We start from the raw sequence: 15,173 nt of genomic DNA on the forward strand, positions 1-15,173 counted from the left end.
ACATCATTAGAAAAGTAATTCCTGATGTCATTGACCAGGGAATAAAGGGTTTGCCGTTTAATCCTGTAGTGCTTGACCCACTACGAATGACTAAGCTTTCAGACTTTTAAGTAAGTTTGAGTAAGTTTAGTTGAGCGGTAGTAAAAGATACAAATTACTCACCCTTCCAGACCAAAAATTATGACGAATACCAGTAACCCGCTGCTTGTCGGTCAAGGATTACCGGCTTTTGACCAAATCCAACCCGGCCTGATTGTCCCTGGGATGACGCAACTTTTGCAGGAACTGGCCAGAGAATTAACCGATCTAGAAGCGCAGATTATCCCCACCTGGGAAAAATTAGTCGAACCCCTCACCCGGATCGAAGAACGTTTAAGCTGGAGTTGGGGGGTTATCGGTCATCTGATGGGGGTAAAAAATAGCCCAGAATTGCGTCAAGCTTACGAAACCGTACAACCGCAGGTAGTCGAGTTTATTAGCCGTTTAAGCCAAAGTAAACCCATTTATGAGGCATTTTTGTCCCTGCGTCAAGGGGAAAGCTGGGGGCAATTAGACGAGGCACAACAGCGCATTGTCGAAGCTTCCCTGCGGGATGCCCAATTAGCCGGGGTGGGATTAGCAGGAGAGAAAAAAGACAGATTTAACGCGATTCAACTGGAATTAGCGGAAATAACCACGAAATTTTCTAATAACCTCCTCGATGCCACCAAAGCTTTTAAACTGAAACTAACAACCCCAGAAGATATCGCCGGTTTACCCCCTAGTCTCCTTAGTTTAGCGGCCCAAACCGCCCGCGCCCAAGGGGAAACTAACGCCAGCAACGAAACTGGCCCCTGGGTGATTAGCCTCGATTTTCCCAGTTATTTCCCCTTTATGAAGTACAGCGATAATCGGGAATTGCGAGAAAAACTCTATAAAGCCTACGTTAGTCGGGCTGATCTGGGAGAATTGGATAATAATCCCTTAATCGATCGCATTTTGCAACTTCGTCAGGAACAAGCTCATCTTCTAGGTTATAGTACCTACGCCGAGGTCAGTCTTGCCCGGAAAATGGCCAATTCTGTGGATGAAATCGAGAAATTGCTTGACAATTTGCGCCAAGTAAGCTATGAAGCGGCAAAAGAGGATTTAGAGGCCTTAAAAACTTTTGCGGAAACCGACGATCTCAAGCATTGGGATATAGCCTATTGGTCAGAAAAACAGCGTCAGGCCAAGTTTAACTTTAGTGCCGAGGAATTACGCCCCTATTTCCCCCTACCACGGGTTTTAGAAGGCATATTTAGCCTCGCTAAACGGATTTTTGGGGTAGAAATTATCGCCGCTGACGGTAAAGCACCTATCTGGCATCCCGATGTGCGTTATTTCCAGATTAACGACGAAAAGGGCGAAAAAATCGCCTATTTCTACCTCGATGCCTACAGTCGTCCCGCCGAAAAACGCGGCGGCGCTTGGATGGATGTCTGTATCGGTCGCGCCAAAACCAGTGCCGAGGTGCGTTTACCTGTGGCTTATTTAATCTGCAATCAAACGCCTCCAGTAGATGGAAACCCCAGTTTAATGACCTTTGAGGAGGTAACTACCCTCTTTCACGAATTTGGCCACGGTTTACAGCATATGTTAACCACTGTGGATTATTCCGGCGCGGCGGGCATTAATAACGTTGAGTGGGACGCAGTGGAATTGCCCAGTCAATTTATGGAAAATTGGTGTTATGATCGCCCTACTTTAATGAGTATGGCCAAACACTACGAAACCGGCGAAACTCTCCCCGAACATTACTACCAAAAACTGCTCCTAACTAAGAGTTATATGAGTGGTTCGGCCATGTTGCGTCAGTTACATTTGTCTCTAGTAGATTTGGAATTACACCATCGTTATCAACCGAATGGCAGCGAAACTCCTAAACAAGTCAGACAGCGTTTAGCAGCGACGACGACGATAATTCCTCCTCTACCGGAAGATGCTTTCTTATGTTCTTTTGGACATATTTTCGCCGGCGGTTATGCGGCGGGTTACTATAGTTATAAATGGGCAGAAGTCCTCAGCGCCGATGCTTTTGCCGCTTTCGAGGAAGTGGGATTAGATAACGAAGAAGCAGTGAAAGCGATCGGTCGCCGTTTTCGCGATACTGTCTTAGCTATGGGGGGAAGTTCCCATCCTATGAATGTTTTTAAAGCTTTCCGCGGTCGCGAACCTAGTACCGAACCTCTCCTCCGTCATAGCGGATTATAAAAGTAGCCAAAAACTTTTCTTTGTGGTGCGTTACGGCGATATTTAGCTCTTGATTTTTTCCCTAAAAACAAGGGATTGCCTGACGCACTCTACTTGACTATATTGTGATAACATATCGGAAAAAAAAGTTAACTAACAGGAGTAAACTTTAATGAGTATCGCATTTTTTCAAGATCTGATCGAATCGGTAGAGAGTCTATCCATTGAAGACCAAGATTATTTGTTTGAGCTAATTCGTAAAAGACGCATTGAGAAACGCCGCGATGAGATGACTAAAAATGGCGAAGAAACCTTAAAATCTTTAGCAATGGGAACAGCAAAAAAAGGCAGTGCTGAAGAGATAATGGCTTATTTGTTAGAGGATGAAGAAAAATGAAATTAGTTGCTGACAAAAGCTTTAAAAGAGCTTTTCAACGCTTAATCAGCAAAAATACTCAACTACAAAGCAAGGTATCAGAGGTTCTATATTTGTTAGAAGATAATCCCTTCACCCCCTCTTTAAAATCCCATAAGCTTACAGGTAGATTAGAAGGTTATTGGTCATGTTCTGTTAGTTACGATTGCCGTATTATTTTTACTTTTCGTCAAGATACTGATTCAGGAGAAACTTTAATTGTTATAGTTGATATTGGAAAACACGATCAAGTTTACTGATTTATCTCTTTAATTTGTTCTTGCTTATCAATTGTACAACCACAGTGGGATGCCGAAGGCACTGCCTAGCAGATCGCCTACTTTTCTAGCGTGCGTTCCTTGAAATTTTTGGGTCTGAAACCCCTTAACTACCATATATTTTTATGAAGAATTATCTGTCCCTTGTAACATTAACTCTTAATTCTTAACAAATTACCATAGATTCTCAACAGAAAAACTGATTATAATAAAGGAAAATGAACAGAACTGCTCGATCGATAGATAACTGATTAATTAAAGTTTTATTACTTTTGATGTCCAGGGATTAAGAGAAGTAAATTTATTCTCGATCGCTCCCTGAAAGTGAGAAGAAATAGTTTTAATAAACAAAGAGTTTTCAACTTGGCAAAAATCCTCTGGGGGTAATACACATGGAAGTTCTAACCGAGACAATTAACCCAACTTCGATCGAACGGGAACCGATCCATCTCTATAACCGAATTCAACCGCACGGAGTGCTTTTAGTTCTCAGCGAACCGGAGCTAAAAGTCAGCCAAACTAGCAGTAATAGCCGCAGTTTATTGGGCATTTCTCCGGGGGAAATTATCGGTAAAACCCTAGAGGAAATCTTCGATCCCTTTCAGATCGATCCTCTAAAATCAGCCATAGAAAATAACGATTTTGATGCTATCAATCCCTCCAAAATTTGGGCGCGGGTTAAAGGGGATGATTTTGCCGTCTTTGATGCTATTTTCCACCGTAACGCCGAACAAATGCTGATTTTAGAGTTAGAACCAGCTATTTCCTATGAAAACATTCCTTTCCTGAGATTCTATCACCTAGCCAAAACTTCGATCGATAAACTTGAAGCCACCCGTAGCCTGAAAGATTTCTGTAATATCATCGTTAAAGAAGTGCGAAAAATGACAGGATTCGATCGAGTTATGTTATACAAATTCGACGAAGAAGATAACGGTGATGTGATAGCAGAAGACAAAATAGAGCAACTAGAACCCTATCTCGGTTTACGTTATCCCGCTTCCGATATCCCTCTCCCGGCACGAAATTTATTAACTGCTAATTGGATTCGACAGATTCCCGATGCCACCTCTGAACCCGTCGATCTAGTGCCTATTCTTCATCCCGAAACTCAACAACCTTTAAATTTAACCCTGTCCAGTCTTAGAAGTGCTTCTCCCTGTCATTTAGAATACCTGCATAACATGGGAGTGGGAGCATCTCTAACCATTTCTCTGATTGAAAATAAACGTCTCTGGGGTATTATTGCCTGTCATCACCGCACCCCCAAATATGTACCCTACGAACTCCGTAAAGCTTGTGAATTTTTGGGACGAGTAATCTTTTCGGAAATATCGGCACGGGAAGAAACCGAGGATTATGACTATCGAGTAAAATTAAACTTTGTGCAGTTGCAATTAATCGATTATATGGCTAAAGCTAATAACTTTATTGATGGATTAATTGCCCATAAACCTAATCTACTCGATCTAACTAAAGCTACAGGAGCCGCTATTTGTTTAGGCGGCAATTATACCTTAATTGGAGTAACCCCGAGCGAAGAAGAACTAAATTATCTGATTACTTGGCTAGAAAAAAACGTCCATGAAGATGTTTACTATACCAATTCCTTACCGCGAATTTATGCCGATGCGGGTAAGTTTAAAGACATTGCCAGTGGTTTACTAGCAATTCCCATTTCTAAACGTAATTATCTCCTCTGGTTTCGTCCGGAAGTAATTCAAACCGTGAACTGGGGTGGTGATCCGGGTAAAGCGATCGAAACGACTGCCATAGATGGTGATATTCGTCTCTGTCCGCGTAAATCTTTCTCCCTCTGGAAAGAAACCGTTCGCCTCAAATCTTTACCCTGGAAAGCAGTAGAAATTAACGCGGCACTAGAATTACGAAAAGCGATCGTCAATATCATCTTAAAACAAGCCGATGAATTGGCCCGTTTAGCGCGGGATTTGGAACTATCAAACGCCGAATTAAAAAAATTCGCCTACGTCGCTTCCCACGATTTACAGGAACCCCTCAATCAAGTCGCCAACTATGTGCAGTTGCTAGAAATGCGCTACACCGAAGAACTGGACGAAGATGCTAAAGAATTTATTACTTTTGCCGTCGAAGGTGTCAGTTTGATGCAAACATTAATAGATGATGTGCTGGCTTACTCGAAAGTGGATATGCAGGCGGTAGAGTTTAATACCATCGATGCTAATCTGGCACTGGAAAAAGCTCTCGCTAACCTGAAAGGGAGAATTCAAGAAAGTCAAGCTATGATCACCGTTGATCCTTTGCCAATTATCATGGCAGATAAAACCCAGTTAATGCAATTGTTCCAAAATCTCATCGGTAATGCGATTAAATTCCGAGGAAAAGCAACTCCCACTATTCATATTGCTGCCCAACGTCAAGAAGAGGAATGGCTGTTCTCTGTCACCGATAATGGAATTGGTATCGATCCCCGATTTTCCGAACGCATTTTCGTGATTTTCCAACGACTGCACACCCGCGACGAGTACCCCGGCACAGGTATGGGTTTAGCGATTTGTAAGAAAATTATCGAGTGTCATCGCGGACGAATTTGGGTAGAATCCCAATTAGGCAAAGGAGCGGTTTTCTGTTTTACAATTCCCCTAGGAGGTGACGAGCGTGAGCGCTGGCGAGGACGTGCCACACAAAATTATCTTATTAGTGGAGGACAGCAAGGCTGATATTCGCCTCATTCAAGAGGCATTAAAAACTAGCACCGTCCCGCACGAATTAGTTATCGTTAGGGATGGTGTCAGCGCTATGGATTATCTGCGTCGAGAAGGGGAGTATCTCGATTCTCCCCGTCCTAATCTTATTCTTCTCGATCTGAATTTACCAAGAAAAGACGGACGGGAGGTATTAGCGGAAATAAAAAACGATCCCAGTTTAAAAAGAATTCCTGTGGTGGTTTTAACCACTTCTCGCAACGAGGAGGATATTTTTTATAGCTATGAACTGCACGTTAATTGTTATATAACCAAGTCACGCAATCTCAAAGATTTGTTCAAAATTGTCAAAAATATCGAGGCTTTTTGGTTAGAAACCGCTACTTTACCCGGGGAGTGAATCATTATCAGTTATCAGTTATCAGTTATCAGTTATCAGGTTTGAGTTATCAGTTATCAGTTATCAGTTATCAGTTATCAGTTATCAGTTATCAGTTATCAGTTATCAGTTATCAGTTATCAGTTATCAGTTATCAGTTAGTAGTATCAAGTGGCAAGTTCGGAGCTTTCTTTTCACTGTTTACTGTTTACTGTTTACTGTTTACTGTTTATTGTTTACTGTTTACTGTTTACTGTTTACTGATTACTGATTACTGTTTACTGATTACTGGTTACTGATTACTGATTACTGATTACTGTTTACTGATCACTGAAAAATCTTCCCACTCCCTAACTTCCCAAATCTCTTTAACTCTTGATTAAAAAATGGGACTCTCGCAGGATATAAAAGTTCTTTTAATCGAGGATAATTTAGCCGAAGCTCGATTATTAAAGGAAATTCTTAAGGGTAATGAAAAAAAAGAATTTCATCTGGTTAATGTCTCAAGATTATCCGAGGCGATTTCTCTGTTACAACAAACAAATTTTGATGTAATTTTATTAGATTTAACTTTACCAGATAGTCAGGGTTTGGAATCCTTAGCTCCCCTTTTAATTACGGCTCCGAAATTGCCGATCGTGGTTTTAACTAATACTAATGATGATAATTTAGCTTTGGCAGCACTGCGTCAGGGAGCGCAGGATTATTTAATTAAAAGAGAAGTAAGTTTAGAAATTTTAACTCGATCGCTATGTTATGCGATCGAGCGAAAACAGATGGAGGAAGCTTTACGAGAATCGAACGAAGCTTTAAAAATGAGCGTGATTGAACGTACTAATCAACTGGAAAAAGCTCAGGAATTAAATCAGTTAAGAACCGAATTTGTTTCCATGTTATCCCACGATTTTCGCAATCCTTTAAATAAAATTTTACTCTCGGCTGGATTATTAGAAGAAAGTCGCGATCGGTTGACAAAAGATCAGCAAGTTAGCTATTTTCGCATGATTCGATCGGCCATTAAAGACATGGATCAATTGCTCACAGAAGTGTTATTAATTGGCCGGGCCGATTCCGGGAGATTATACTGTCAATTTGATCTGGTGGATTTACTGGATTATTGTCAGAAATTAGTAGAATCTTTTACTGTTAAGCCGGAGCCGCAATTAGCAATTATTTTCCAAGTTGAAGGCAGCTTAGAAAGAGGACTTTGGGATATAAATTTAATTAAACATATCTTGACAAATTTACTGGGAAATGCTCTCAAATATTCACCCCAAGGCAACCCCGTAGAATTTAAGATTATTGTTGAATCCGAGCAGGTAGTCTTTAAAATTGTCGATCGAGGGATTGGTATTCCCAGCAAAGATAAAGAAAATTTATTTAAACCTTTTTATCGCGGTAGCAATGTCGATAATATTCAAGGAACGGGATTAGGATTAGCCATTGTCGGACGCTGTGTGGAAGCGCACAAAGGACAAATTTACCTGGAAAGTGAGGAAGGAAAAGGCACAAAGATCACGGTGATTTTACCGATTATTACCGACATTGAACACCTAAATTGAGATGAACAATAGGGTGGGACCACAATTTTTTTCTGCTGCCCTCGCTGCCTATCTACCTATTTCTTGGATCAAGGGAACGAACGACAAAAATACCGATGGCTTTGTCCACTTTAGTGATATATTTTTCTAGGTCTTTAGCAATGGTAACTTGACCCGCAGGAGAGGCATGAATTAAGCCAATTTTGCCGTCAGGAAAGCGATAAACTAGACCGATATGGGTGGTATCTAAACCAGCGATATTAGTCACGACACTGATAATATCGCCAGCTTGCAGTTGTGGATAAATATCTTTAATCTTAGCGGTGGGAATATAGGTTAAGGATAAGCTTTCTAATTGCTTTTCTACCTGTTGAATACAATCGTAATTACTTTGAGTTTTTAACTGGGGATATAGAGGGCGATTTTTGCTGATAAAGTTGAGCTTTTTGTCAAGAGTAATTCCACCTAATTTTTGAGTAATATTTTCTAGATTACCTCGTTTTTGGTTGTCATTAATCCAATCGGAAAAGTAATGCAGACGACTACAATAACCGTCGAGAATACCGTGGCGATAACGTTGATTTAAGACCTGCTGACTAAAAGCAGAATACTGATAATTTTTTAAAGCAAAATTGTGACTCAAAGCGAGAACTGTTTCCACAAAGAGGACACAATCAAACTCTTTTAAAGAGATAAATAATTTTTCTGTTGCCGAGCGATCGAGTAATCCTGCTTGATATTTTGCTCCTAAAAATTGAGTGGCGATATTCTGGATTATATCAGCCATGGCTAGGCGATCAAGTTGTTGATTTTGAGCGTACTGTACCAGTTTTTGATAATTAGGATCGCTTACTTCTTGAGCAAGAATAGTTTCCGATCGAGCTATGCTCAAGGGAATTAAAACAGGATTCATTAATAAATAAGGTAAAGTTATCCAATTTAAAAACATTGTCGATCGGTTACTGAAAATAATAGAGTTTATCATCGACTTAATAGTCACGGATTCTAGTTTGGCTACAAGAAAACCAAGACTGGAATCCTGAAAGCATTCCCTTACCCTAGTAAAAGTTTCACTAAAACTAATCATCGAAATCTTAAATAGGGTCTGCTGAAAAAGTTTTTCGGTGGGGGTAGGGTGTGGGGTGTGGGGTGTGGGGTGTGGGGTGTAGGGTTTTACCGATTTTCAGGTGGTCAACTACCTAATTTTCAGGGAAAAAGTACCTGAATTTTCCCCCTGATCACTCCCATCTCTGGTACTTTTTGATTGACAAAAAGTCTAAAAGTCTTACCCAACAAGGTTTTTAGCTTTATTCAGCAAACCCTATCTAAATTACTCCTTAAGACTGCACCGGAGTGCCAGAGTTGCCAGTTCGAGCATTTGTACTAAAATTTCCCCTACTCAGTTTAAATCCAGTGCAGCTTACCTGCTACTGACTTGAAAGTGGGTGTAGGGTGTAGGTTGTGGGGTGTAGGGAAGGAAACCTCTTTCATCTGTGGGGGTGAAAATTTTTTCATCGGGACTGACTCCTAACCCTAACAACAATTTTTGATTTTTACCAGCGGTCTAGCATAAGAACAAAAAGCTGATCTTGATTGAGTTATAGCACTTGCAGATGTCTCATCATCATGTGTTAACAGCGAAATCTCGTCTGAGTTGCTATCAAATACCACTTTTAATTAAAAAAGTCAATAGATTAAATATTAATTTTTGTAAATAAAAGCCTGAGCAGTTACTCAGAAAGCTCTTTACCATCTGTTACAAAATCTGGCAAGATATTTATCGAATTGTGTCAAAACCCAGAGTAAATGCTCATTGGGGTGACATTTTCTGATACAAGACAGAAACATATATATCTAAATACCTTAAACAAAGGGCGATCGTCATCTGATGACGAAAATCACTTCATACCAGACTCAGCAATCCTAAGGAGAACCATCATATATGTTCACTCACGTCAAGTCCACCATTCGTCACATAGTTCCCGACGCGTTGAATGGTCGCTCGCTGGTCAAGGTGGTCTATGTCGTGCTAGAACCTCAGTACCAAAGTGCGCTGAGTAGTGCCGTCAGGGAAATCAACGCTAACAACCCGAAACTAGCGATCGAAATTAGTGGTTATTTAATCGAAGAACTGCGCGATGGGGAAAATTATCGCAATTTTCAAGAGGATATAGCCAAAGCTAATATTTTCATTGCCTCTCTCATCTTTATCGAAGATTTAGCCGATAAAGTCGTGGCCGCTGTCAGTCCCCATCGGGATAAATTAGACGCGGCGATCGTCTTTCCCTCCATGCCCCAGGTAATGCGCTTAAATAAATTAGGCAGCTTTTCCATGGCCCAATTGGGACAGTCTAAGAGTGTCATCGCTAACTTTATGAAAAAGCGCAAGGAAAACTCCGGCGCTGGTTTCCAAGATGCGATGTTAAAGTTATTGCGAACCTTACCGCAAGTCCTGAAATACCTCCCCATGGAAAAAGCTCAGGACGCACGCAACTTTATGTTAAGTTTCCAGTATTGGCTAGGAGGTTCCGCAGAAAATTTAGAGAACTTCCTGTTAATGTTGGCCGATAAGTACGTCTTTGATAACAAGGATGACAGCGTAGTTTACAAAGAACCGGTAGTTTATCCAGATCTGGGGATCTGGCATCCTTTATCCATGAAAATGTTCGAGGATGTCAAGGAATACTTCGCTTGGTACAATAACCGCAGTGATATTGCCGATGACTTAAAAGACCCCTTAGCTCCCTGTGTTGGCTTAATTTTACAGAGAACTCACCTCGTTACTGGGGATGACGCTCATTATGTCGCTCTCGTGCAGGAATTCGAGTCTATGGGTGCGCGAGTCCTTCCCGTTTTTGCTGGGGGATTAGACTTTTCTAAACCCGTAGAAGAATACTTCTGGGATAAAAGCTTAAAAGGAGTGGAAGCGGTTCCCATCGTCGATACAGTAATTTCCCTGACGGGATTTGCTTTAGTGGGAGGTCCAGCGCGACAAGATCACCCGAAAGCGATAGAATCCTTAAAACGTCTCAATCGTCCCTATATGTGCGCGTTACCGCTAGTTTTCCAAACCACCCAGGAATGGGAAGAAAGCGATTTAGGGTTACACCCGATTCAAGTAGCGCTACAGATTGCCATTCCCGAATTAGACGGTGCGATCGAACCTATTATATTATCGGGCCGGGATGGGGCCACGGGTAAAGCGATCGCCTTACAAGACCGGGTAGAAGCGATCGCTCAACGGGCGCTAAAATGGGCTACTCTAAGGAAGAAACCGAAACTAAACAAAAAAGTCGCCATCACTGTCTTTAGTTTCCCCCCCGATAAAGGGAATGTGGGAACCGCAGCCTATCTAGATGTGTTCGGTTCCATCTACGAAGTGATGCAAGCGTTACAAAATAACGGTTATGACTTGCAGGACTTACCCGCATCTCCCCGAGAACTAATGGAAGCGGTAATCCATGATGCCACCGCACAATACCATAGTCCGGAGCTAAATATCGCCTATCGGATGTCCGTACCCGAATACGAACGCTTAACCCCCTATTCCGTCCGTTTAGAGGAAAATTGGGGACCACCACCGGGACATCTCAACAGTGATGGACAAAATCTTTTAATCTACGGGAAAGAATTCGGTAACGTCTTTATTGGGGTTCAACCCACCTTCGGTTATGAAGGGGATCCCATGCGTCTGCTATTTTCTCGTTCTGCTAGTCCCCACCACGGTTTTGCAGCCTACTATACCTATCTCAATCAAGTCTGGAAAGCAGACGCAGTTCTCCATTTTGGCACCCACGGATCCTTAGAATTTATGCCGGGGAAACAGATGGGAATGTCTGGAGAATGCTACCCCGATAACCTCATCGGGATGATTCCCAACCTCTACTATTATGCCGCTAATAACCCCAGCGAAGCGACGATCGCTAAACGTCGCAGTTATGCGGAAACTATCTCCTATCTCACTCCCCCCGCAGAAAATGCCGGACTCTACAAAGGGTTAAAAGAACTGAGCGAGTTGATCGGTTCTTACCAAACCCTGAAAGACAGTGGGCGTGGGGTGCAAATTGTCAATACCATTGTCGATAAATGTTTATTAGTCAATCTCGACAAGGATATAAGTTTACCTGATGGTGACACCGCCCATCTCAGTCAAGAAGAACGGGATAATATCGTCGGTTCCGTCTATCGCAAACTGATGGAAATTGAATCGCGCTTACTTCCCTGCGGACTTCACGTTATCGGGAAACCCCCCTCGGCGCTCGAAGCGATCGCAACTTTAGTCAATATTGCCAGTTTAGACCGGGAAGAAGACGGTTTACTCTCCTTACCCCGAATTATTGCCAACAGCATTGGCCGGGATATAGAGGAAGTTTATCGCAATAGCGATCGAGGGGTGTTAGAGGATGTGGAATTACTGCAAAACATCACCCTCGCGACTCGCGCTGCCGTTTCCGCTTTAGTAAAATCCCAAACCGACGCAGAAGGTCGGGTATCGATGCTTTCTAAGCTGAATTTCTTCAATATAGGCAAGAAATCGCCTTGGATCGAAACTTTACAGGAAATGGGTTATCCAAAAGTTGATCCGGTCGCATTAAAACCCCTGTTTGAATACCTAGAATTTTGTTTAGAACAGGTCTGTGCTGATAATGAATTAGGGGCCCTATTAAAAGCATTAGAAGGGGAATACGTTCTTCCCGGTCCCGGTGGCGACCCCATCCGTAACCCCGGAGTTTTACCGACGGGTAAAAATATCCACGCTTTAGATCCCCAGTCTATCCCGACCCTAGCGGCGGTAAAATCGGCTAAAATCGTGGTAGATCGTCTGTTAGAACGGCAAAAACTGGATAATGGCGGTAAATATCCCGAAACCATCGCTTGTGTTCTCTGGGGAACCGATAACATCAAAACCTATGGGGAATCCCTAGCACAAATTCTCTGGATGGTGGGAGTTCGTCCTGTTCCCGATGCTTTAGGACGGGTGAATAAACTGGAATTAATTCCCCTAGAGGAGTTGGGAAGACCGCGCATTGATGTGGTGGTCAACTGTTCCGGTGTCTTCCGGGATTTATTTATCAATCAGATGAACTTGCTTGACCAAGGTGTAAAAATGGCCGCGGAAGCAAACGAACCGATGGAGATGAATTATGTCCGCAAACACGCAATTGAACAAGCAAAAGAAATGGGTTTAACGGTTCGACAGGCAGCCACCCGCATCTTTTCTAATGCTTCCGGTTCCTATTCTTCTAACATCAATCTCGCGGTGGAAAATAGCAGTTGGGAAGACGAAAAAGAGTTACAGAATATGTATCTCAACCGCAAGGGTTTTGCTTTCGATTCCGATAATCCCGGGATGATGGCCGATAATCGTCAGTTGTTTGAAGCATCCTTAAAAACTGCCGAGGCAACTTTCCAAAACTTGGATTCTAGCGAAATTAGTTTAACCGATGTTTCCCACTATTTCGACTCGGATCCCACCAAAGTTGTCGCTAGTTTACGGGATGATGGCAAAAAACCGGCAGCCTATATTGCCGATACTACCACCGCTAACGCTCAAGTGCGTACTTTATCGGAAACCGTCCGTTTAGATACCCGCACCAAGTTACTCAATCCCAAATGGTACGAGGGAATGTTAAATCACGGTTACGAAGGGGTCCGAGAATTATCGAAGCGTTTAGTTAATACCATGGGATGGTCTGCAACTGCTGACGCGGTGGATAATTGGGTTTATGAAGATGTCAACACCACCTTTATTCAAGATGAGGAAATGTGTCAGCGTCTGATGAATCTCAATCCTAATTCTTTCCGCAAGATGGTGGGAACCCTGCTAGAAGTTAATGGTCGCGGTTACTGGGAAACTTCTCAGGAAAATTTAGACCGCTTACAGGAACTTTATCAAGAAGTGGAGGACCGTATCGAAGGAATCGAGTAATTAATCTAGTAAAATACCTCAAGGTAGAGAGGCAAAATATCGCTTCTCTACCATTTTTGTCTAGGAAAAACTTACAGTATTTGAATCACTTGTCTTGATCATCTTGTTCGGACTGAATTCTTCTCTCTTTATCCCCTTTAACAAAAACCGTCACCAAACCTGTTAAAGTACCCGCACTCATAATTCCAGATGCCCAAACTTTATCATTAATCCCCAGATAAATAGAGCCACCTAAACCAACTATCGCAATCGTAAAACCGGCAATTTGTCCAAGATAAGAGCGGATATTATCGTTTTTTACCAGTTCTGTTTCTATCTTTCTTCGATGTTCACCTTCTTTCTCCGTCATAGACAAAATCCTATCAGCACTGCCGGGCAAAACTTCTTCATATCCTTTTAGAATTGTTGGATGAGGAATCGGTCCATAGAAGGCGGCTATGCTGCCGCTTATTTGTCCCTGGAGAATCGGGGTTATAGTTGACTGATCAATAGTGTCATCTTTTAATATTTCACCTGTGGAATCTAAAGGTCTTTCGACTAGCTCACTATTATCCTGGTCTTCTGGCTTTTTACTTTCGTCGGACATTTTGAGACAACTTTCCCCCATATTCACAAATTGCATTGTCAATATCTAATCCCGTTTTCATCCAATCAGACTGAATTGCGGCAGCATCTGGATTCAAATGTACTTTTTTGCCCACACGAACACGACAACGATAATCTAGATTGGTACGATAAGTCCCCCCTATATCTAGAACTGAGACCAGACCATCCATAAAGTAGCGTCTAGGAATAGAGTAATTTTGGGAAGAAATGTCACGATAGTATTTTTTTACCATAACACCCTCGTTTAAGTTATGTTCACCCCTTCATTCTAGCATTTTATCATAGCAATTTTTTGAATTTATAAGAAATTATCACACTCAACCCCTTTTTTGCAGTTATAATACATAGCCCCTACATTCGTACTATTAATGATCAAGGCAATTGACCGACCTTATCATTAAATCCTGACAAATATAAGTTTAAATTATAGCTATTGCGCCCTAAGAGCGATAATATTTAATATTAACCAGATTTATACCAAAGATAAATCATTATGGAAAATGTAGCCGAAAAACCCATTTTATCTCCTAAAGGAACCTTTCCCGCCAAAGTTGTCAAAGTTATTGACGACTATAAATTAGTGATCAATAGAGGTGAAATTAGTGGAATTCGAGAAGGTCAAAGAATGTTAGTTTACAATACAAGTGAAGAGGAAATAAAAGATCCTCAGACTGGTGAGTCTTTAGGCTATCTTGACTTAGTGAGAGGGACGGGGACAATTACTTTTGTTCAAGAAAAAATATCGATTTTACAATCGGATAGAGCCAATAATAAAGGATCTAGATTGCTGGAGTTGTTGCTTAAAGAACAAGAAACCCCGTCCGATTTGATAGGAAAATTCTTAAAAAGAGCCGTAGGAGCGAATTCTAAGAACGATAAAAAGCCAATATCCGAGCTAATAAATCGTGAATTGTTAAATAAACTGCTAGTACGGGAATTATCCGAAACGTTACCTTTTGAAAACCCTCAAATTGGCGACTCAGTTAGACCTATTTAGGGTTTGCTGAATAAAGCTAAAAACCTTACAGGAAAAGGCTTTTAGCTAGATTGAGAGTCGCTCAGGTGCCCCTGAATCTGCTAAAATTACTCAAAACCCTTGCATCTTCTCTCCTTAGTACCAATGTATCGCA

At 41.8% G+C, this 15,173-nt stretch carries 10 protein-coding genes; 8 read left to right on the top strand and 2 right to left on the bottom strand.

All coding sequences use genetic code 11. The features are described from left to right. Nucleotides 1-180 precede the first annotated feature (180 nt). The 6 genes from IM479_RS11040 to IM479_RS11065 all read left to right on the top strand — a co-directional run bounded on the left by IM479_RS11040 (nt 181) and on the right by IM479_RS11065 (nt 7,529). Nucleotides 181-2,232, top strand: coding sequence for a M3 family metallopeptidase (locus IM479_RS11040; RefSeq protein WP_287685796.1), 2,052 nt, complete (start codon nt 181-183; stop codon nt 2,230-2,232). A 151-nt stretch (nt 2,233-2,383) separates the two neighbouring features. Then, nucleotides 2,384-2,608: a hypothetical protein gene (locus IM479_RS11045; RefSeq protein WP_287685798.1), complete on the top strand. Its 225-nt coding sequence runs from the start codon at nt 2,384-2,386 to the stop codon at nt 2,606-2,608. Further along, nucleotides 2,605-2,886: a type II toxin-antitoxin system RelE/ParE family toxin gene (locus IM479_RS11050; RefSeq protein ID WP_287685800.1), complete on the top strand. Its 282-nt coding sequence runs from the start codon at nt 2,605-2,607 to the stop codon at nt 2,884-2,886. Before IM479_RS11045 ends, IM479_RS11050 begins: the two co-directional genes overlap by 4 nt. Before the next feature lie 410 nt (nt 2,887-3,296). After that, the gene (locus IM479_RS11055) at nt 3,297-5,603 is read left to right on the top strand and encodes a sensor histidine kinase (RefSeq protein ID WP_287685802.1); all 2,307 of its coding nucleotides are present in this window, start codon (nt 3,297-3,299) and stop codon (nt 5,601-5,603) included. After that, nucleotides 5,542-5,988, top strand: coding sequence for a response regulator (locus IM479_RS11060; RefSeq protein ID WP_286826074.1), 447 nt, complete (start codon nt 5,542-5,544; stop codon nt 5,986-5,988). Before IM479_RS11055 ends, IM479_RS11060 begins: the two co-directional genes overlap by 62 nt. Before the next feature lie 365 nt (nt 5,989-6,353). Next, a complete protein-coding gene (locus IM479_RS11065; protein ID WP_286826075.1) occupies nt 6,354-7,529 on the top strand; it encodes a hybrid sensor histidine kinase/response regulator in 1,176 nt (391 codons plus the stop codon). Between the two features lie 52 nt (nt 7,530-7,581). On the opposite strand, the gene IM479_RS11070 is transcribed toward IM479_RS11065, so the two are convergent. After that, on the bottom strand, nt 7,582-8,421 hold the full coding sequence (locus tag IM479_RS11070; protein ID WP_287699406.1) for an N-acetylmuramoyl-L-alanine amidase-like domain-containing protein: 840 nt from the start codon (nt 8,419-8,421) through the stop codon (nt 7,582-7,584). Nucleotides 8,422-9,450: 1,029 nt separating this feature from the next. Between IM479_RS11070 and IM479_RS11075 the strand changes: the two genes are divergently transcribed. Continuing rightward, a complete protein-coding gene (locus IM479_RS11075; RefSeq protein WP_287685806.1) occupies nt 9,451-13,437 on the top strand; it encodes a magnesium chelatase subunit H in 3,987 nt (1,328 codons plus the stop codon). An 85-nt stretch (nt 13,438-13,522) separates the two neighbouring features. Here IM479_RS11075 and IM479_RS11080 read toward each other — a convergent pair whose 3' ends face one another. Beyond that, nucleotides 13,523-14,023: a DUF2335 domain-containing protein gene (locus tag IM479_RS11080; RefSeq protein ID WP_287685807.1), complete on the bottom strand. Its 501-nt coding sequence runs from the start codon at nt 14,021-14,023 to the stop codon at nt 13,523-13,525. Nucleotides 14,024-14,536: 513 nt separating this feature from the next. Here IM479_RS11080 and IM479_RS11085 point away from each other — a divergent pair. Further along, nucleotides 14,537-15,040, top strand: a complete 504-nt coding sequence (locus tag IM479_RS11085) for a hypothetical protein (protein WP_287685809.1) — start codon at nt 14,537-14,539, stop codon at nt 15,038-15,040. Nucleotides 15,041-15,173 lie beyond the last annotated feature (133 nt).

This window comes from Microcystis sp. M165S2 (assembly GCF_020245885.1).
Classification (GTDB): Bacteria; Cyanobacteriota; Cyanobacteriia; order Cyanobacteriales; family Microcystaceae; genus Microcystis.

Excerpts from the sequence above, each read along its gene's own strand:
- IM479_RS11055 (WP_287685802.1), top strand. The coding sequence starts at position 3,297 with ATGGAAGTTCTAACCGAGACAATTAACCCAACTTCGATCGAACGGGAA.
- IM479_RS11040 (WP_287685796.1), top strand. The coding sequence starts at position 181 with ATGACGAATACCAGTAACCCGCTGCTTGTCGGTCAAGGATTACCGGCT.
- IM479_RS11075 (WP_287685806.1), top strand. The coding sequence starts at position 9,451 with ATGTTCACTCACGTCAAGTCCACCATTCGTCACATAGTTCCCGACGCG.
- IM479_RS11070 (WP_287699406.1), bottom strand. The coding sequence starts at position 8,421 with ATGAATCCTGTTTTAATTCCCTTGAGCATAGCTCGATCGGAAACTATT.
- IM479_RS11080 (WP_287685807.1), bottom strand. The coding sequence starts at position 14,023 with ATGTCCGACGAAAGTAAAAAGCCAGAAGACCAGGATAATAGTGAGCTA.
- IM479_RS11085 (WP_287685809.1), top strand. The coding sequence starts at position 14,537 with ATGGAAAATGTAGCCGAAAAACCCATTTTATCTCCTAAAGGAACCTTT.
- IM479_RS11045 (WP_287685798.1), top strand. The coding sequence starts at position 2,384 with ATGAGTATCGCATTTTTTCAAGATCTGATCGAATCGGTAGAGAGTCTA.
- IM479_RS11065 (WP_286826075.1), top strand. The coding sequence starts at position 6,354 with ATGGGACTCTCGCAGGATATAAAAGTTCTTTTAATCGAGGATAATTTA.
- IM479_RS11050 (WP_287685800.1), top strand. The coding sequence starts at position 2,605 with ATGAAATTAGTTGCTGACAAAAGCTTTAAAAGAGCTTTTCAACGCTTA.